Source organism: Proteus cibi, from assembly GCF_003144405.1.
Classification (GTDB): domain Bacteria; phylum Pseudomonadota; class Gammaproteobacteria; order Enterobacterales; family Enterobacteriaceae; genus Proteus; species Proteus cibi.
The window spans coordinates 179,974-199,729 of the sequence record NZ_PENW01000018.1 but is presented as its reverse complement, the minus strand read 5'-3'; the positions used below and the strand labels follow the sequence as shown (position 1 = coordinate 199,729).

Genomic DNA, 19,756 nt, shown 5'->3' with positions numbered 1-19,756 from the left:
TTGTTACCCATGATCTTATTGTTTATTAATAAATTCCCAGAAAACGGAGTTTTTCCTTCAAGGCTGATGAAATATTTGTGAAACATTAACGCGTTGCGGGAGTAACGATGAAAGCCATAGCAAAAAGAGACCAAGTAAGCGGAAAATTGCGTAAATTAAGTAAGGAGCACGCTTTAACAAGGTGTTATAGCCTTGCATGCTGATAAAAATAATGTTTTTGAGACTGCTTAAAGGTCTGTCAGTTGGAAGTTCATTTTGCCAATCTGCCCAAGTATCGGCTCGCTCAAAAGTACAAGCTGTAAATTCGATAGCTTGTTGCGTTGTCATTTCAAGGAGTTGTAATCCAATAACTTGCCCATCAATACGTGAAATATTGGCTTTAAAGGCATGTTCACGCTGATTTTGACTGAGTAATAGTGTGATGTTTTCATTTGGAGAGAGCGACAGTGTGACATGATCAGGCAATAAAATTGCACAGCTATTGTCAGAGAAATCATAGAGATAACAACGATAGAGCGAGCCATCATTTAACAGCAACATAGCAGGAACTTTAACGCGAACACGAGGAAAACGACGTTGTTGCTTTGTTTCAACCGAAACGGCAATCGCAACACCGAGTAAGATAAGGTTATAACAAACCCATAATAAACACATGGCAACAGCCCATGCTTCATCGGGATCACCCGTTGCAATGCGCCAAAAAGCAAACAAAATGCCTAGCAAATTCAGGTTGAGAAAGAGTAAATAAGGGCGGTTGATTCGCCAATCGACGAAGCCTTCTTCCATCACGCCACCTTTACCGGTCACGTTGAAAGTTCCTTTATGAGGAGAGAAAAGGGTACTTAACACTGGACGAGTGGTGTACCACGCCAAAATCGTTTCATAAACTTCCCCCCAAAATGAGTGACGATAAGCGCCTTGTAACTTCGCACTGGCAAGTGAAATATGGATCAAATACGGCACAACATAGAGCGCGATCGCAATCGCAGGTGCATAAATGATATAGGCATGAAAAATAAGAAACGTGAGTGGTGCGAGTAAGAAAATCATCCGTGGAATACCAGAAAAAAAGTGCAACATGGCATTTAAGTAACAAAGACGTTGTGGCACGCTCAATCCTTTACCAAAGAGTGGATTATCAAGTCGGAATATTTGCACCATTCCTTTTGCCCACCGAATACGTTGACCTATATGTGCAGATAATGATTCTGTCGCTAAACCAGCGGCTTGTGGAATACGAATGTAAGCGGATCTCCAGCCATGACGATGTAAACGCAATGAGGTATGCGCATCTTCTGTAACCGTTTCAACGGCAATGCCACCAATCTCATCCAATGCGGTACGACGTAAAACGGCGCACGACCCACAGAAAAAAGCCGCATTCCAAGTGTCATTACCATCTTGAACCAACCCATAAAAGAGAGTGCCTTCATTGGGGGTTTCACGAAAGTTGCCTAAATTACGTTCAAAAGGATCGGGCGAGAAAAAATGGTGGGGTGTTTGTACCAAAGCTATTTTTTCATCTTTTAAAAACCATCCCATTGTAAATTGTAGAAATGAACGTGTTGGAATATGGTCACAGTCAAAGATGGCGACAAATTCACCAGAAGCGAAGGTTAAGGCATGATTAATATTGCCTGCCTTAGCAAAATCATGCTTTTCGCGTGTGATATAACGAATACCAACTTCTTGAGCAAAGGCTTTAAATTCAGGACGGGAGCCATCATCAAGTAGATAAATAGTGAGTTTATCTTTCGGCCAATCTAAATTTAAGCTGGCATAAACTGTGGGTTTAACAACATGTAGATCTTCGTTAAAGGTAGGAATGAAAATATCAACGCTTTGCCATTGTGTCATGTCTTCAGGCATAGAAATTGGTTTTCGATGCAATGGCCAAATACATTGCATAAAACTAAGGAATAACACACACCATGCGTAAGTTTCAGCCAGTAAAAGCAGTAAACCACAAAATAGGCTGAAATTATCAATCCAATAAAGGGTTGAATGATAACGCCACCATATATATCGACATGCAATTGTCAGTGCCAGCATAACCATTGCGATTGAAGAGAAACGACCCGGAATATCGCGGATAGCTAAGGCAACTAACCAAAGAACAATCACAAAAACAAACTGGAATGTAAGATCGAACGGTTGAGTGATACTGAGTAAAATAAAGAAAACAGCAAAAATAGCGATGATGGAGTAGAGCGTATATTGCCAAAATGGTGTAGTTTTTTTCTTATGTTCGATGATCCCAATCGCGATAGGAGAGACATGAGCAAAGAGTTTCCTGTATATTTTTCGAAGATAAAAAATAAATTGTGTGGGTTTTTTAATCAGTAAATGCGTTACATAGTGGCAAATTAGCCAAATGCTTTGTAATAAATAGCGTAGAGGATCGAAAATTTTAGGGCAACGAGGATCAATATGAGGGTATAACTCCCGTTGTTTTCTGGCAATTTTTCGCCAAAAAGGGGATTCCATCCGTAAAAAAAACCACATAATGCCCATAAATAGCTCGCTAACAATAGCCGCGCTACGAGATGCACCGTTATGGCGATAAAACGTGTAGTAACGGATCAGAATATGTTGTGTCACATTCTTTTCGACTTTATTCGTGGCATCGTAAGATGATGGCATTATGACTGTCCTTCTTTCCTCTCAAATAACGAAAAGCACCATTGAGCGAGTTGTGATATTTCTTCTACTAACATGCAATTAGCTCGGTAATCATATAAGGGTAAACGTGAGGCACAGGCCTCCAGTGAGGCTTCATCTCGATGAAGAACGACCGGGCATAATGGAAATAATGTCGTTTGCCAAAATTGATAAAAATCTTGGTGAATTTGGCTGGTGGCACGAAATTGGTTAATCAATACATATTCATTATCGATAAATGGGTGCTGATTAAGGCGAATATGGCAGTTGCTTTCTGCCATTGCGACGGTGAAAAAAACATCTGCTTTTTCTATCCAAGATGAGAAAAGTGTGTCTTGCGTATGCTGTAAATCCATTACAATAATGGCATCAGGGTGTAGCTGAATAAAGGTCGTTAAAAAATGGTTAAGATGTTGTTTTGCTGAAAATGACAATTGTAAGAGCAAATTATCCTTCATATTAACCAAACCAAAAGGTAATACTCGATAGTGTGGTCGATAGTAAAAAATACTCTCCTCTATTGGCGTTTCTGCTAATAATGCCTGACTTAATGGGAAACTTTTTTGCTGTTCCGGAAAATAAAAAGACAAAATATTTTCAGTGCAATTATCAATAATAAGCACTTCTTTATCTTGTTGATTAAATTGCCGAGCCAGTGCAATTGCCGTGGATGTTGTCCCAACGCCACCCCGGAGCCCTTTTAATACAATAAGTGGCATAGTTAGCCTCATTTAGTCATGTAATGAAATGCATTAAGCAATGGCCAGCGATAAATAAGCACACAATTTTCTTCTTCTTTATTAATATCCTGATAGTGATAGTTATTTAATGAAAATAATTTTTTTAGTTTATCAATGTCCTTATTTAGATTATTTTTTTCTGTTTTTATATTTGAGTTAATAAAACTTTCATTTTTCATTTTAATAATCTCTAGATAAAGGAGAAATAAATCCCTATCAAAATTAAAATTTTGATAAAGATAGTGGTTAATTAGTGATGTGTTATTTTTAATTAAATAATCTATTTTAGAATATGCTTTAAAATACATTATTTCAATTACGTAAAAACACATAAAATAGGTATTTATTATCTTTCTTGTGTAAATAATGAATGTTGGTTTTCTTTTTGTATTTATATTTTTTATTTTTTTAAATTGCGATTGTTAAATAATGACTGAAATGCTTTATCTACAAAATAAAGTAATAAAAAGAAATGTAAATTGGCTGATTATAACAATATATTAAATTGTTTAAATTGGATGTTCATTATCGTATATTGATTAATATCATTTTTGATAGAAAAATCATTACATTATAGTCTTTTATTGATTAGTTGTGTTTTTATATTGAGGTGTTTGTTTGTTTATTGATACTTGTGTTTTTAAATTGTTATTAAATGTTATTTTTGTGTGATTTGTTTTGTGTTCGTTTCGAAATATAAAAATAAGATAACTCTGTGTTTCATTATTTAATGTAAATAAAACATCATTTTTAAAAATAGACGCTATTATATAAATAGAGCATTGAGTATTTTATTTTTAAACCCAAGTTAAATAAGTTGTCTAGTTGTGATTTTTATATTTTATATAAGATGCCAGTATTTTCTGGAAAATTGCTTTTTTTCGTTATTTTTTATTTAAGGGTTTTTACTTGGTTTTAAATAAATATTCTCTTATATGTTTATTTAGTAGTTAATTAAATATCAGAAGTAATAAAAAGACAGATATGAGTAATCATATAACTGTCGGATTGGATTTATTTATACTAAAGAGTAGGAAATAAAAATGAACAAATCTAATACAACCCAGTTCGATTTTTTACATTACTGGCGTGGGTTGGGAGCATGGAATTTCTATTTTTTACTAAAGTTTGTGTTACTTTGGTATGGTTATTTAAATTTTGATGCTTTTAGCAATTTACTTTTTCTTGCCTTTTTATTGTTCCCATTACCAAAAAATAGTTGGCATAAAATGCGTAATTGGGTTGCTATCCCAATAGGGGTAGTTTTATTTTACCATGATACTTGGTTACCCAGTTTTTCAACGGTACTTGCCCAAGGTGGGCAGCTTAAACAGTTTTCTTTTGATTACCTCGTAGAGCTAACTGTTAATTTTATCAATATCAAAATGATAGGTGTCGCCTTTATTTTGTTAGTAGGTTACCTGTTTATTGAACAGTGGGTAAGGGTATCTGTTTTTATTATTGCTGGTGTGTTGTGGTTAAATATTGGTGGGTTTACTCATTTTTCTCAAGGTGTGGTGCCTTCTGTTTCAGCGAATACTTTTATGCAAGAAAGTAATATTAATACAGAAAAAAGCACCGTGGTTATCAAAGCGCCTGAAGTGTTGCCTGCATCCGTCGAACCGCAAGTATCCCCTGAAGTTGTATCGACTAAAGAGGTAGAAACTGCACCAATCAATTCAGTTTATCCACCACAAAAACAGAAGGTGAATAATCAGGTATTGGATGATTGGCTCACTCAGTTTTATGGTTACGAGAAAAAACGTACAACACCATTTCCTGCACAGTTAGCTGCCAATGCCCAGCCTTTTGATATTTTGATTATCAATATTTGTTCACTTTCTACCGCGGATGCCGCGGCTGTTGGACTGCAAGAGCACCCAATTTGGGGTAACTTTGATGTGTTATTTAGCCACTTTAATACCGTATCTTCTTATAGTGGTCCAGCATCGTTAAGATTATTACGCGCAAGTTGTGGTCAGACTCACCACTCTGATTTATACGATCCTGTCGATACACAATGCTTGCTGATGGATAATTTATCATCACTAGGATTTGCCAAGAAATTGGTTCTAGACCATAACGGGAAGTTTGGTAATTACCTCAAAGAGGTTCAGCAACTCGGTAATCTTAATATCACCTTACAAGATCAAGAAAACCTTTCTCATCAAATTACCGCATTTGATGGCACCAAAATTTACAATGATAAGGAAACATTACAACGTTGGTTGACAGCGCGTGAACAGTCTAATGAAAATCGCACAGTGACCTTTGTGAACTTAGTCTCATTACATGATGGTAACCGTTATGTAGGAGAAAATAGCACTGCTGATTATGGTAAACGTGCCTCTACATTACTTGATAATTTAGATAGCTTTATGAATGAGCTAGATAAAAAAGGAAGAAAGGTGATGGTGGTGATTGTGCCTGAGCATGGTGCCGCTTTACAAGGTGATAAGACGCAAATGTCAGGGTTAAGAGATATTCCAAGCCAGAGCATTACTACCGTACCTGTTGGTATTCGGTTCACTGGAATAAAAGATCGAGCACAATTTTATCCTCCTGTGATTGTTGATGAACCAAGCAGCTATTTAGCTATCTCTGCGTTTATCTCTCGTAATGTAAATGGAGATGTTTTTAACCAATCGGTTATTGATTGGGAGGCTTTAGCTAGTGAACTTCCTCAAACTGCTAATGTTGCGGAAAACCAAGCTACGGTTGTGGTTGATTATCAAGGGCAATCTTATATCAAGTTAAATGAAGGTGAGTGGATTAATTATCCTAACTAACTTTTTATAGGGAATAGTTTCATCATAAATTAATTTTCTCGTTTTCTCGTTTTCTCGTTTTCTCGTTTTCTCTTATTGAGATCCCCGTATGATTACGGGGCTTTTTTTATGAGGAGATAAATAAAGACCATAAAAAAACCACATCGATAACGATGTGGTTATATTAAAATCAATAACGCGAGTTTATTAGCAAGAGACTTATTTTAAGCCCGCTGCTTCACGTAAGATTTCAGCTTTATCTGTTGCTTCCCAAGGGAATTCAGAACGACCAAAGTGACCGTAAGCAGCCGTTTTTTGGTAGATTGGGTGCAGTAAATCTAACATTTGAATTAATCCGTAAGGACGTAAGTCAAAGAATTCACGCACTAATAGAACCAGTTGTGCTGTTGGAACTTTTTCAGTACCAAATGTTTCTACCATAATTGATGTTGGCTCTGCCACACCGATTGCGTAAGAAACTTGGATTTCACAACGATCGGCTAAACCTGCGGCTACGATATTTTTAGCAACATAACGTGCGGCATAAGCGGCTGAACGGTCAACTTTCGATGGATCTTTACCAGAGAAAGCGCCACCGCCGTGACGAGCCATACCGCCGTAAGTATCGACAATGATTTTACGACCCGTTAAACCGCAGTCACCCATTGGTCCACCGATAACAAAACGACCTGTAGGGTTGATGAAATATTTAGTTTGTTCATTTAACCATTCTGCTGGCAGAACAGGTTTAATGATCTCTTCCATCACGGCTTCATGCAGATCTTTTTGTGAAATATCTTCAGAATGTTGAGTTGATAATACAACTGCATCAATACCAACAACTTTATTGTTGTCATATTGGAAAGTAATTTGGCTTTTTGCATCAGGGCGTAACCAAGGTAAAGCACCACTTTTACGGACTTGTGCTTGGCGTTGAACTAAGCGATGAGCATAAGTAATTGGCGCAGGCATTAATACATCAGTTTCGTTGGTTGCATAACCAAACATTAAACCTTGGTCACCAGCGCCTTGTTCTAATGGATTTGCACGGTCAACACCTTGGTTGATATCAGGCGATTGTTTACCAATCGCACTGATAACTGCGCAGGAATTAGCATCAAAGCCCATGTCGGAACTGGTGTAGCCGATTTCGCGAACTGTGTTACGTGTAATTTCTTCGATATCGACCCAAGCTTTGGTGGTAATTTCTCCGCCTACCATAACCATGCCTGTCTTAACGTAAGTTTCGCAGGCAACGCGTGCTTTTGGATCTTGTTCTAAAATTGCATCCAGAACAGCATCAGAAATCTGATCTGCGATTTTATCTGGATGACCTTCTGAGACTGATTCAGAAGTAAAAAGGTGTGTAGTCATTATATCTCGTTACCTTAATACAATTGGTTTAAGGATGGATGTTTTAACATCTAGACGTCCATTTTAGGACTCTTTTCTCTTTAATTCCAGTTTTTTTAATCAAATATAGGGGAAAAGTATAATCAAACAGTTAATCTTATTTTTTATTGCCCGCTATTTGGAGATTGAAAAAATAGGGATTAGAGAAAAATAATTTTTTTGTACTTTTTGCTTTGCATTTTTAATTAACTAAAGGTATAACCTCGCGGTTACTGTGAAATCTGAACACAGTGTAAACCGCAGGATTTCTGATCCTGTTTCTCTGTTAGGGAAATGGCTTATAGGTTTAAGCCATGTGTGGAGTGAATGGGTAATGATCCATTGTCTACAGGTTAGTCTTTTCAAAAACCAAAACAGTACTCGCCAATACTATACACGTAGTATATCTAGAGTAATTTCCTCTTTGAGCTCTTTCTCTTTAGAGCGAAGTTGTCTGTTACTTGCCAATAGGTAATTGTGTTAATTCATTATGGGTTAACTCAAGAACTTTCTACTATTATGTCCTGCGTATAGCTGGATAATCATATAAAAATATATAGTGAGTCATTACTTCCAACTGTTATTTATCAGTCGTTTCAGATTTTTGTCAGATAATTGACTACTATAGTGACAGGCAAGGTATAAACTCATACTCCCTAAGGAGAATGTCATGAATGATAACATCGCTCGCAAGATGCAGCACACCTATAACATCACATATTGGGGTGGTGGGTACTATTTAGCGAATAATCGGGGAAATATCAGTGTTTGCCCAAATCCTGATGTGCCTGAGGCAACTTTGGACTTAACAGAGTTAGTTAAGCAAGTGCAAGAAGAGTATTCACATTTGCGCCTTCCTGCACTTTTTTGTTTTCCTCAGATTTTACAACATCGCTTGCGTTCTATTAATGCTGCGTTTCATCGTGCGCGTGAATCTTATGGTTATAAAGGTGATTACTTTTTGGTTTATCCAATTAAAGTTAATCAACAACGCCGTGTTATTGAATCATTGATCAATGCAGGTGAACCTTTAGGCTTAGAAGCAGGTTCTAAAGCAGAACTGATGGCTGTGCTTGCGCATGCCAATATGACAAGTTCGGTGATTGTCTGTAATGGTTATAAAGACCGTGAATATATTCGTTTAGCGCTTACCGGTGAAAAACTTGGACATAAAGTTTTCTTAGTGATTGAGAAAATGTCTGAGATAAAAATGGTATTAGAAGAAGCTGAGCGTTTAGAAGTTATTCCTCGTTTAGGTGTTCGTGCTCGTCTTGCTTCTCAAGGTTCAGGTAAATGGCAAGCAAGTGGTGGCGAAAAATCAAAATTTGGTTTGGCGGCAACACAAGTATTGCAACTTATTGATACCTTACGCCAAGCTGGTCGCATAGATAGCTTACAGTTATTGCATTTCCATCTGGGATCACAGATGGCAAATATTCGTGATATTGCAACCGGTGTGCGTGAATCAGCCCGTTTTTATGTCGAACTGCATAAATTAGGCGTTAATATTCAATATTTCGATGTGGGTGGTGGTTTAGGTGTGGACTATGAAGGGACACGCTCACAATCTGATTGCTCTGTTAACTATGGTCTTAATGAATATGCGAATAATGTTATTTGGGCAATTGGTGACGCATGTGATGAAAATGATTTACCTCATCCAACGGTAATTACGGAATCAGGGCGTGCATTAACAGCACACCATACCGTACTGATTTCTAATGTGATTGGTGTTGAGCGTAATGAATTTACCGCGATTACCCCCCCAGAGGAAGATGCTGCAAGACCGATTGCAAGCCTTTGGGAAACATGGGAAGAGATGCAAACTAAAGGGCATAGCCGTTCATTACGTGAATGGTTACATGATAGCCAATTAGACCTTCATGATGTGCATACGCAATATGTTCACGGCATGTTAAGCCTGACAGAGCGTGCCTGGGCAGAAGAGCTGTATTTGAATATCTGTCGTCGTATTCAATACGATCTCGATCCAAGTAATCGAGCGCATCGCCCTATAATTGATGAGTTACAAGAACGTATGTCAGATAAGTTCTATGTCAACTTCTCACTGTTCCAATCTTTACCTGATGCATGGGGAATTGATCAACTTTTCCCTGTTTTGCCAATAGAGGGTTTAGATAAACCATTAGATCGTCGTGCTGTATTGTTGGATATCACCTGTGACTCTGACGGTATTATTGATCACTATGTTGACGGTGATGGTGTTGAAACAACGATGCCAATGCCAGCTTATGATCCTGAATATCCACCAATGATTGGTTTCTTTATGGTGGGCGCTTATCAAGAAATTTTAGGTAATATGCACAACTTATTTGGTGATACCGCCGCTGTAGACGTTTATCTTGATGAAAAAGGAAATCTGACTTATCAACTCAGTGAAGAGGGTGATACGGTTGCTGATATGCTCCAATACGTTAAGTTAAATCCTGCTGTGCTACTAGAGCGTTTCCGTACGCAAGTAAAAAATGCACAGTTAGACGAGGCGTTACAAGAGCAATTCCTGACTGAATTTGAAAGTGGTTTATACGGTTATACGTATCTGGAAGAAGAAGAGTAATTCTTCACTTTCCAATGCAAGAGTGATGTTTTAAACATCACTCTTTATCTATCATATTGATTGTATGTTGCTTATTTTTATAGGTAACAGAGGTAATAGCATGAAAAATAGTACGTTAGGTAATGAGACTGATAATTCATTGATCTCTAATGCATTTGGTTTTTTACGTTTTCCACTGAATTTTCAGCCTTACAGCAGTGATGCCGATTGGGTTATTACGGGTGTGCCTTTTGATATGGCAACATCCGGTCGTGCAGGAACACGTCATGGACCGGGCGCTATTCGTCAAATATCAACGAATTTAGCGTGGGAAGGTAACCGCTGGCCGTGGGATTTCGATATGCGTGAACGTTTAAGCGTAGTCGATTGTGGTGACTTAGTGTTTAACTTCGGTGATGCACAGGATATGAGTGATAAATTACAAGCTCATACAGAGAAGTTATTAGCGGCAGGTAAAAAATGTTTAACGTTTGGTGGTGACCATTTTGTTACATTACCTTTATTACGTGCCCATGCAAAACATTTTGGCAAAATGGCATTAGTTCATTTTGATGCACATACCGATACTTATGGTAATGGCAGTAAATTTGACCACGGTACAATGTTCTTCCATGCACCCAATGAAGGATTAATCGATCCTAACCACTCTGTTCAAATTGGTATCCGTACTGATCATGACAGTGATAATGGTTTTACTGTATTGGATGCAGCTCAAGTTAACGATCGTGGTGTGACTGATCTTGTCGATCAGATCAAGGGTATTGTTGGCGATTTACCTGTTTACCTGACTTTTGATATTGATTGCCTCGATCCTGCGTTTGCACCAGGAACAGGAACACCCGTGGTCGGCGGTTTAACTACAGATAAAGCACTGAAGATCTTACGTGCATTACAACCGTTAAATATTGTCGGTATGGATTTAGTTGAAGTTTCTCCAGCGTATGATCAATCAGATATAACCGCACTGGCAGGGGCGACGATTGCGCTTGATATGTTATATCTGCAAGCAGCAAAAAAATAATTTCTGTAAATTACTGAAAATAAAGATAAAGCGATATCTGTGAGATATCGCTTTTTTGTATTTATGTATATGCTAAGCACTTTTGAAAGCTGAAAATTAAAGCTGAAAATAACGAGCAAGCAGTGGTGCTGTAAAATTCTTTTTCAAATAGAAGCCTCTAGGTAAGGTCATAATACGCTGTCCATCTTCACCAATAGCTTCTGTTAATGCTTTACTGTTCGCCGCTTTAGGACGGATTTGTAAGACTTGTCCATGGCGTGCGGTAATGCTTTCTACTTTACCTAACACAATCATATCCATTAGCTCTTCCCAATCATGGCGTAATAGTTTTTCTTCCGTACTATTAGGGCTCCAAAGTAATGGGGAGGCAACACGACGTTGTGCTAATGGTATTTCTCTTTCTCCTTCAACGGGCACCCATAACACTTTTGAAAGTTTACGTTTTACATGGCTATTTTCCCATGTAATACCGCTGTTCCCAGTTAATGCAGCGACACAGACAAACGTCGTTTCTAAAGGCATACCAGACCTATCAATGGGAATTGTTTTGAGTTCAATGCCCAATTCACTGAAGTCTTGTTCAGGTTTGCTGCCAGCACTTGCACCTAAATAATATTCCAACAACATACCTACCCAGCCTTTATCTCTTTTAAGATCTATTGGGATAGGAAGTTGTGCAAAAGCGGCAAGTTCACCAAAAGTATAACCCGCAAGCGCTTTCGCTCGCTCAAATAAAACTTGCTCATTTTCAGGGGCTACTGGTGGCGTAAACATAGTTATTATCTTCTTGTATAAATAATAGACAGAAAAAACAGGTTGTTGATAATGTATTTAGCTTTATTTTATTTAAATCATAATAGCATGATATATCATCATTTTTTTGAGTTAATTCGCCAATTGATATTTATAATTTCAAGTTGTGCACGGTTATCCTGAAATCATAAACAGGCTTTTGCACTAGGTTATCCACAGCTTTATGGGATAACTCATAGAAAGTGAGATCACTGTTCTGATTTACAGCCTTGACTTTTGCAGATATTTACCAAAATTACTCTATTTTGTCTAACTAATCGGCATAACCTGTGGATAAAATACCCTGTGGTTGTTTTTTGTACGATTTAAGCGATAGGGGCATTTGATTGTTTTATTCAATCGCTGAAATAGGCATTGAAATGTGGCTACTAATTTGAATTATAAGTGATATTTTTAAATTTGTATCAACAGGCCTTTTCACAATACAAAAACTATACCCTGATTATCTCACTCTTTTTCACATGGATATCCACAGAAAAAGTGAATAAATCCCCTAAGCGTTTATGTGGGTGTTTATAACTTTCAAGGTTTCTGTGAATTAACGCAAATAATGACTAATCTGAACATTGAAAAGCGACGATAACCTATTTTAACCTCGGTGTATCGATATCCGGTGTAAACCATGCTGATTTAAAATCAAACCAGCCAAAAGTATTCATTTTGACCCCTCGTATGGTTCTCTGACCTTGTAGCTCTAGTAAATGGTGAAAGAGAGGATAAAGCCAAATATCTTGTGTTAGTTGGCGACACCACTCTTCAAGTGGCAAAGATTTTTGGTGCCATAATGTGAGCTCTTGTGAAAACGATGCGCCCAAACATTGGTGAAAGAGGGGTAATTCATAAAGTGCAGCAAAAATTGAGAACTCTAAAGGTTTATAAAAATTGACTGTCGCTAACCAAATATCACTATTAGCTTCACCATAATACCATTGTTCATAATCAAGCACTTGAATGGTCAGCTCAATATCATACTGAGATAAAATACTTTTTATTAAATCTGCAATAGTGCTGTATTCATGGTGCTCTTTATAAAGCGTAACAGTGAGTTTTTTTAATGACGTGGGTTTAGGGTGTTGGCGGATTAATTTACTGTGATGCCAATGAAGTAATAACCCATAAGCCGGAGACCAATGGCGTTGATAGAAAGGATCACAATGCGTTAGCATATTAACCGGTGTTAACACACTGCTTAACCATTCCCTTATTTCAGTCTGTTGGCACTGTTTTGAGCGACGATCATAGAGTAGAAAATAACATCCTTCCTCTTTACGACTTTCTAGTGAATCTTTATTGGTATCATCATCCGTTAAATGAATAGTTGAACAGACCATCTTATTATTTAATTCTGGGACTACCCAAATATCAATTTCATCTAATAATGCCCGTAAGCCAAAATAGCGATTAAAGGCTTTGATTTGTAGTTTATGCCTATCATTAGCGATAACTTGATAAGCACCTGTACCAATAGGGTGTTGTGCAAAAGAGGGAAGAGATGCCCATTCTTGTGGCAAAATAACAGCTTGTGGACTACCTAATAACGTTGCAAATTGCTTATCTGCTTCGCTTAAGAAAATATCGAGTACATAAGGTTGAGGCGAGGAAATTTGTTCTATATGTGCATAAAGAGGATTACAGTGTTTCATTCTCATTAAAGAAGTGCTGATATCTTCAAGTGTGAGTTCACGACCATGATGGAAATAGATAGACGGACGTAAATAAAAGCGCCAATGTTGCTCTGTGATCATTTGCCAATGATGCGCTAATTCGGCCTCGATTTCCCCATTTTCCTCTTTTAGATGAACTAATGAGTTGAATATTTGGCTCATTAAATGTAATTCAGAGCGCCTTAATGGTGTTCCTGGTAATAAATTTCTAAAGGGACGATAGTAAATAATGCGCAGTAATTGTTGACCAGGATGAAAGCTTTTTTCAATTTGTGAGAGCACCATTTGACGTACAGAATCTTTATCACCCATAAGTGCGACAAGCTTTTCAATATCATTCTCTTCTATCAGTCTTTCGGCACGATTTTGTTGGATCTCAAGTGCATTAGAATGAAAAGTCAGTGTGGATTTTTTACCTCTGCCGACTTCCGCTTGCCAATTTATCCAGCCTATTTCTTGCATCTTATTTAATAAAGAGCGGACATGACGACGTGTGCAATGCAGGGTTTGGGCTAATTCTTGTAACGTTGTTTCGGTTGCTTTTCCCTGAAAGGCTTGCCATAAGCGAATAAATTGTAACTCTAAGCGGGGTGAGGTCATAAAAGAGGAAATCCCTTGATAAAGTGATCAATTTTAATTTCCTTATATTAAACCGATAATGTCTATGTTTAAAGTTAGCTCTCATGTTAGTTATCAGAAATGACGAATACTGACAGACTCCCCCATTTGAGCATTCGGTGATTACCGGCCAGTGATGATCCATCACTGGCTTTTTTATTGGTTATTTATAGGAATATAGTTTTGTTGGGATAAAAAAAAGCCGTAAATAAATTTACGGCAAGAATGACAAAGTAAACATCACAGAAAGTAGAAGAAGGTGAAATATTGCTTTGGTTAGCGCATAAAGGCGGGTTGTTTTGCCTCATAAGCGCTAATATCGTCTTGGTGTTGCAGCGTTAACCCAATACTGTCTAATCCTTCAATCATGCAGTGGCGGCGAAATGAGTCGATTTCAAAAGAGAAATGTAATTCACCCGCTCTGACCTCTTGAGCCACTAAATCAACGGTAATGGGTGTACCAGCATGTTCTTTTACCCAATCAAATAACTGTGAGACTTCATCATCACTTAATTTGATTGGTAATAATTGATTGTTAAAAGAATTCCCGTAAAAAATATCAGCAAAACTGGGCGCAATAACGGCGTGAAAACCATAATCAGTTAATGCCCAAGGTGCGTGTTCACGAGATGATCCACAACCAAAGTTTTCACGTGCTAATAAAATAGAAGCACCTTGGTAAATGGGGTGATTTAAAATAAATGCAGGATCAGGCTGCGTGCCTTCATCATCCAAAAAGCGCCAATCATGAAACAAGTGCTTACCAAAGCCCGTACGTGTCACTTTCTGCAAAAACTGCTTAGGAATAATGGCATCGGTATCCACATTCGCCGCATCTAAAGGAACCGCAATACCCGTGTGTTGAGTAAATTTATTCATCATGTTCTCCTTTAAGATGCCACTGCAAATGTACGAATATCGGCAAAATGACCATTAATCGCCGCCGCTGCCGCCATTGCAGGGCTGACTAAGTGTGTTCGACCTCCACGACCTTGGCGACCTTCAAAGTTGCGGTTGCTGGTGGATGCACAGCGTTCGCCCGGATTTAATCGGTCGTTATTCATGGCTAAACACATTGAACAGCCCGGTAATCGCCATTCAAAACCCGCTTCAATAAAGATTTTATCTAAGCCTTCAGCTTCCGCTTGGGCTTTAACAGGTCCAGATCCCGGAACGACAATCGCTTGAACATGAGAGGCAACTTTATGGCCTTTTGCAATTTCAGCTGCCGCTCGTAAATCTTCAATACGTGAGTTTGTACAAGAGCCAATAAAGACTTTATCGATAGTGACATCTGTTAAGTTGATACCCTCACTTAATCCCATATATGCCAAGGCTTTTTCAGCAGAAGCTCGCTCAACAGGATCATTAAAGCTATTTAATAATGGGACTATTTGATCAATAGCAATAACTTGCCCAGGGTTGGTGCCCCATGTGACTTGTGGTGCGATCTCTGCCGCATTAATCGTGATTGTGGCATCAAAAATTGCATCATTATCAGATTTTAAGGTTCTCCAGTAAGCGACGGCTTCATCCCATGATTGACCTTGAGGCGCAAATTGACGTCCTTTTAAGTAGTCAAAAGTGGTGTCATCTGGTGCAACTAAACCTGCTTTAGCACCCATCTCAATCGCCATGTTACATAAGGTCATTCGACCTTCCATGCTTAAAGCCTCAATGGCTTCCCCAGCAAATTCAACGATATAGCCTGTACCACCTGCACTGCCTAATTTGCCGATAATGGCTAATACGATATCTTTTGCGGTGATCCCAATGGCAGTTTTACCCTGAACGTTGATTTTTAATGTTTTAGCTCGAGACTGTTTTAAGGTTTGAGTTGCTAAAACATGTTCAACTTCTGAAGTACCAATTCCAAAAGCTAATGAACCAAAAGCACCATGAGTTGCTGTATGTGAATCACCGCAAACAATCGTCATTCCTGGTAAAGTTAAACCTTGTTCTGGTCCCATTACATGAACAATGCCTTGATAAGGATGGTTTAAGTCATACAGCGTGACACCAAATTCTTGGCAATTTTTCATTAACTCTTGCATTTGAATTCTTGCCATATCACCACAAGCATTAATATCTTTAGTTTGTGTTGATACGTTGTGATCCATCGTTGCAAAGGTTTTATTCGGTTGACGAACAGGACGACCTTTTGTTCTTAATCCATCAAAAGCCTGAGGCGATGTCACTTCATGCACTAAATGTCTATCGATATACAAAATGGGTGTTTCATCACTCACTTCTCTGACAACATGTGCATCATAAATTTTTTGATATAATGTTTTACCCATGTTATGCCCCTTCACGAATATATTGAGCGATACGATCACCCATTTCGGCGGTTGTGATTGCATTACCATCACCCGCTAAATCTGCGGTGCGATAGCCTTTTGCTAAGACTTGTGTGATTGCGTCTTCAATGGCTTGAGCTGCATCATCTTCATTAAAGCTATAACGTAATAACAGTGCAGCAGACAGAATTTGAGCAATAGGGTTAGCAATATTTTTACCTGCAATATCAGGGGCTGAGCCTCCAGCGGGTTCATATAAACCAAAACGCTCTTCGTTAACACTGGCAGATGGCAACATTCCCATTGAGCCGGTGATCATTGCGCATTCATCAGATAAAATATCGCCAAAAATATTGGAGCACAGCAATACATCAAACTGAGAAGGATCTTTAATTAACTGCATTGTTGCGTTATCGATATACATATGTTGAATTTCAACATCTGGATATTCTTTTGCGATCCCGGTGACAACTTCACGCCATAAAATAGAGCTTTGTAAGACATTAGCTTTATCAATCGAGGTGACTTTATGACGGCGTTTACGCGCTGATTCAAACGCAAAGCGTGCGATACGTTCAATTTCATAACGATGATAAATTTCAGTATCAAAAGCACACTCTTGTGCGCCTTCACCTTCACGCCCTTTAGGTTGACCGAAATAGATACCACCAGTTAATTCGCGTACACATAAAATATCAAAACCACGTTGTGCGATATCAGCACGTAATGGGCAGTAGGCTTCTAAACCTTCATATAAGCGAGCAGGGCGTAAATTGCAAAATAATTTAAAATGCTTACGTAATGGCAATAAAGCCCCACGCTCTGGCTGCTCATTTGCAGGTAAATGTTCCCATTTAGGGCCACCGACAGAACCAAATAAAATTGCATCAGCTTGTTCACAACCCGCTAAGGTATCTGCGGGTAATGGTGTGCTGTGATTATCAATGGCAATGCCACCGATATCGTATTCTTTTGTTGTAATATTGAGTGAGAAACGTTCACTCACGGCCTTCATCACTTTTTGTGCTTGAGCCATGACTTCAGGGCCAATACCATCTCCGGGTAATACTGCAATATGATAATTTTTTGACATAATTAAACCGCTTCTTGTGTTGTATGTTGTTTGCGTTTTTCTATTTCGACTTGCTCTGAGCGCCAAATGCTATTGATAACGTGGATCATGGCATTGGCTGATGAACCTACGATGTCCGTTTCTAAACCCATTCCATGAAATTTACGTCCTTGGTATTCAACGACGATATCAACTTGCCCTAAAGCGTCTCTGCCTTCACCTTTCGCTGTTAATTGGTAAGTGACTAATTTCAATGGATAACCTGTTGCGCGTGAGATCGCTTGATAAACCGCATCGACGGGACCATTACCGGTTGCTGCTTCAGTAATTTCTTTATCACCATGAGTAATGCTGACACTCGCGGTCGCAACGGTCGATGAACCCGATTGAGTATTAAAATAATTCATTACAAACTCATCAGGCTCTTGTTGCTGTTGCCCCATAAATGCTAATGCTTCCAAATCATAATCAAAGACTTGGCCTTTTTTATCAGCCAAACGTAAGAAGGCAGAATATAAAGTATCCAAGTTATAATCTGTTTCACGATAACCCATCTCTTCCATACGATGTTTAACTGCGGCACGACCTGAGCGAGAAGTTAAATTCAGTTGCACCTCTTTTAATCCGATAGATTCCGGTGTCATGATTTCGTAGGTTTCGCGGTTCTTCAAAACGCCATCTTGGTGAATACCCGATGAATGCGCGAATGCATTGGAGCCAACAACAGATTTATTAGCATGAATTGGCGTATTACATAATTGGCTGACTAATTGACTGGTACGATAAATTTCTTTGTGATTAATCCGAGTCTGAACATTCATCATTTGCTCACGGACTTTTATCGCCATAATGACTTCTTCTAATGCACAGTTACCTGCGCGTTCGCCTAAGCCATTAATGGTTCCTTCTACTTGTCTTGCACCCGCTTGTACTGCGGTAATTGAGTTAGCCACCGCCATGCCTAAATCGTCATGACAGTGAACAGAAATAATGGCTTTATCAATATTGGGAACACGCTCAAACAAGTTGGTGATAATGCCACCAAACTGATAAGGCGTTGTATAACCCACAGTATCTGGAATATTAATAGTGGTTGCACCAGCATTAATTGCACTTTCAACAATTCGACATAAATTATCGATATGAGTACGACCTGCATCTTCGCAAGAAAATTCCACATCATCAGTATAGCGACGGGCACGTTTTATTGAGTTCACACCCATTTCAATAATATCTTCAAACGATTTCTTCAATTTATGTTCAGCATGCAATGCTGAGGTTGCCAAAAATACGTGGATACGAAAAGCTTCTGCGACTTTTAACGATTCCGCTGCAACATCAATATCGTTATCAACGCAACGTGCTAAGGCACAAATACGGCTATTTTTGATTTCGCGTGCAATGGTTTGTACGGATTCAAAATCACCAGGAGAAGAAACAGGAAAGCCCGCTTCAATGATATCCACACCTAAACGTTCTAAAGCGTAAGCTATTTGTAACTTCTCTTTTACGCTTAAGCTCGCCTGCAATGCTTGTTCGCCATCTCTCAATGTGGTATCAAAAATAATCACATCATTGCTCATAATCTGTTCCTTACTCTTTTTATTTGCTGTTTGCGCTCTCCCAGGTATAAAAAAACCCGCGACTAGCGCGGGTTTCTCTCTAAGGGCAGGTGTGTTTCACTTTTTACCCATAAGCCGACCGCGCATAAAAGTTGCGAGTAGTAGTAGGCTTGATAGTAAAATTGCGTTTAACATGAAACATCCTTAGATAAGTTCTCAATAATCTGTATTAATTGATACCTAATACCAATAAAGATGTCAAGCATTGGAATTTATTAATTCATTTGCCAGTTTTATTTATAAATTTTTCATAGTGATTCTGACTAATATCTAAATTTTTACTAATGATTATAACTATCAAGTATTCATTGATTGGGTTAATGTTCCATACATTGTTTGAAACAGAGTGAAATGAAAAATTAAACAATTGTTTGCTTTTTTTTTAATCAGCTAGTTGATAGAGAAAAAAGAGGGGGGGAGGAAAGGGATGATTGCTCGATGTGAGCAACGTTTTGAATGTAAGAATAAAAATCACTGTATTATAAAAAAAAATAGATATCGGATATC

General features: G+C 38.3%; 13 protein-coding genes. 3 read left to right on the top strand and 10 right to left on the bottom strand.

Annotated elements, in window-relative coordinates; translation table 11 throughout:
• Positions 1-57 precede the first annotated feature (57 nt).
• Genes bcsA through bcsR form a run of 3 tightly spaced genes read right to left on the bottom strand, consistent with a single transcriptional unit; the run spans position 58 to position 3,580 of the window.
• The gene (bcsA, locus tag DK865_RS10940; protein WP_109391920.1) at positions 58-2,643 is read right to left on the bottom strand and encodes a UDP-forming cellulose synthase catalytic subunit; all 2,586 of its coding nucleotides are present in this window, start codon (positions 2,641-2,643) and stop codon (positions 58-60) included.
• Positions 2,643-3,380, bottom strand: a complete 738-nt coding sequence (locus DK865_RS10935) for a cellulose synthase operon protein YhjQ/BcsQ (protein ID WP_109391919.1) — start codon at positions 3,378-3,380, stop codon at positions 2,643-2,645. The genes bcsA and DK865_RS10935 overlap by 1 nt, the downstream gene beginning before the upstream one ends.
• Before the next feature lie 8 nt (positions 3,381-3,388).
• Positions 3,389-3,580 carry a cellulose biosynthesis protein BcsR gene (gene bcsR, locus DK865_RS10930; RefSeq protein ID WP_036913393.1) on the bottom strand — a complete coding sequence of 64 codons (192 nt, stop codon included), beginning with the start codon at positions 3,578-3,580 and terminating at the stop codon, positions 3,389-3,391.
• Between the two features lie 864 nt (positions 3,581-4,444).
• On the opposite strand from bcsR, the gene bcsG reads away from it, so the two are divergent.
• On the top strand, positions 4,445-6,190 hold the full coding sequence (gene bcsG, locus DK865_RS10925) for a cellulose biosynthesis protein BcsG (protein ID WP_109391918.1): 1,746 nt from the start codon (positions 4,445-4,447) through the stop codon (positions 6,188-6,190).
• A 198-nt stretch (positions 6,191-6,388) separates the two neighbouring features.
• Here the strand turns inward: bcsG and metK are convergent, their stop codons facing one another.
• A complete protein-coding gene (gene metK / locus DK865_RS10920; protein WP_023581477.1) occupies positions 6,389-7,543 on the bottom strand; it encodes a methionine adenosyltransferase in 1,155 nt (384 codons plus the stop codon).
• 688 nt (positions 7,544-8,231) lie between these two features.
• Between metK and speA the strand changes: the two genes are divergently transcribed.
• Positions 8,232-10,139, top strand: coding sequence for a biosynthetic arginine decarboxylase (gene speA / locus DK865_RS10915; protein WP_023581478.1), 1,908 nt, complete (start codon positions 8,232-8,234; stop codon positions 10,137-10,139).
• A gap of 100 nt (positions 10,140-10,239) precedes the next feature.
• A complete protein-coding gene (gene speB / locus DK865_RS10910) occupies positions 10,240-11,160 on the top strand; it encodes an agmatinase (protein WP_036912424.1) in 921 nt (306 codons plus the stop codon).
• Positions 11,161-11,256: 96 nt separating this feature from the next.
• Here the strand turns inward: speB and mutH are convergent, their stop codons facing one another.
• The 6 genes from mutH to leuA all read right to left on the bottom strand — a co-directional run bounded on the left by mutH (position 11,257) and on the right by leuA (position 19,210).
• A complete protein-coding gene (mutH, locus tag DK865_RS10905; protein ID WP_109391917.1) occupies positions 11,257-11,934 on the bottom strand; it encodes a DNA mismatch repair endonuclease MutH in 678 nt (225 codons plus the stop codon).
• A gap of 623 nt (positions 11,935-12,557) precedes the next feature.
• A complete protein-coding gene (gene sgrR / locus DK865_RS10900) occupies positions 12,558-14,237 on the bottom strand; it encodes an HTH-type transcriptional regulator SgrR (RefSeq protein ID WP_109391916.1) in 1,680 nt (559 codons plus the stop codon).
• A gap of 294 nt (positions 14,238-14,531) precedes the next feature.
• Positions 14,532-15,137 (bottom strand): 3-isopropylmalate dehydratase small subunit, encoded by a 606-nt coding sequence (leuD, locus tag DK865_RS10895; RefSeq protein ID WP_023581482.1) that lies wholly within the window; start codon positions 15,135-15,137, stop codon positions 14,532-14,534.
• Between the two features lie 8 nt (positions 15,138-15,145).
• Positions 15,146-16,555, bottom strand: coding sequence for a 3-isopropylmalate dehydratase large subunit (gene leuC, locus DK865_RS10890; RefSeq protein WP_023581483.1), 1,410 nt, complete (start codon positions 16,553-16,555; stop codon positions 15,146-15,148).
• Position 16,556: 1 nt separating this feature from the next.
• The gene (leuB, locus tag DK865_RS10885; RefSeq protein WP_023581484.1) at positions 16,557-17,648 is read right to left on the bottom strand and encodes a 3-isopropylmalate dehydrogenase; all 1,092 of its coding nucleotides are present in this window, start codon (positions 17,646-17,648) and stop codon (positions 16,557-16,559) included.
• 2 nt (positions 17,649-17,650) lie between these two features.
• The gene (gene leuA, locus DK865_RS10880; protein WP_023581485.1) at positions 17,651-19,210 is read right to left on the bottom strand and encodes a 2-isopropylmalate synthase; all 1,560 of its coding nucleotides are present in this window, start codon (positions 19,208-19,210) and stop codon (positions 17,651-17,653) included.
• Positions 19,211-19,756 lie beyond the last annotated feature (546 nt).

Excerpts from the sequence above, each read along its gene's own strand:
- bcsG (WP_109391918.1), top strand. The coding sequence starts at position 4,445 with ATGAACAAATCTAATACAACCCAGTTCGATTTTTTACATTACTGGCGT.
- bcsA (WP_109391920.1), bottom strand. The coding sequence starts at position 2,643 with ATGCCATCATCTTACGATGCCACGAATAAAGTCGAAAAGAATGTGACA.
- mutH (WP_109391917.1), bottom strand. The coding sequence starts at position 11,934 with ATGTTTACGCCACCAGTAGCCCCTGAAAATGAGCAAGTTTTATTTGAG.
- speB (WP_036912424.1), top strand. The coding sequence starts at position 10,240 with ATGAAAAATAGTACGTTAGGTAATGAGACTGATAATTCATTGATCTCT.
- leuC (WP_023581483.1), bottom strand. The coding sequence starts at position 16,555 with ATGGGTAAAACATTATATCAAAAAATTTATGATGCACATGTTGTCAGA.
- sgrR (WP_109391916.1), bottom strand. The coding sequence starts at position 14,237 with ATGACCTCACCCCGCTTAGAGTTACAATTTATTCGCTTATGGCAAGCC.
- bcsR (WP_036913393.1), bottom strand. The coding sequence starts at position 3,580 with ATGAAAAATGAAAGTTTTATTAACTCAAATATAAAAACAGAAAAAAAT.
- DK865_RS10935 (WP_109391919.1), bottom strand. The coding sequence starts at position 3,380 with ATGCCACTTATTGTATTAAAAGGGCTCCGGGGTGGCGTTGGGACAACA.
- metK (WP_023581477.1), bottom strand. The coding sequence starts at position 7,543 with ATGACTACACACCTTTTTACTTCTGAATCAGTCTCAGAAGGTCATCCA.
- speA (WP_023581478.1), top strand. The coding sequence starts at position 8,232 with ATGAATGATAACATCGCTCGCAAGATGCAGCACACCTATAACATCACA.
- leuB (WP_023581484.1), bottom strand. The coding sequence starts at position 17,648 with ATGTCAAAAAATTATCATATTGCAGTATTACCCGGAGATGGTATTGGC.
- leuA (WP_023581485.1), bottom strand. The coding sequence starts at position 19,210 with ATGAGCAATGATGTGATTATTTTTGATACCACATTGAGAGATGGCGAA.
- leuD (WP_023581482.1), bottom strand. The coding sequence starts at position 15,137 with ATGATGAATAAATTTACTCAACACACGGGTATTGCGGTTCCTTTAGAT.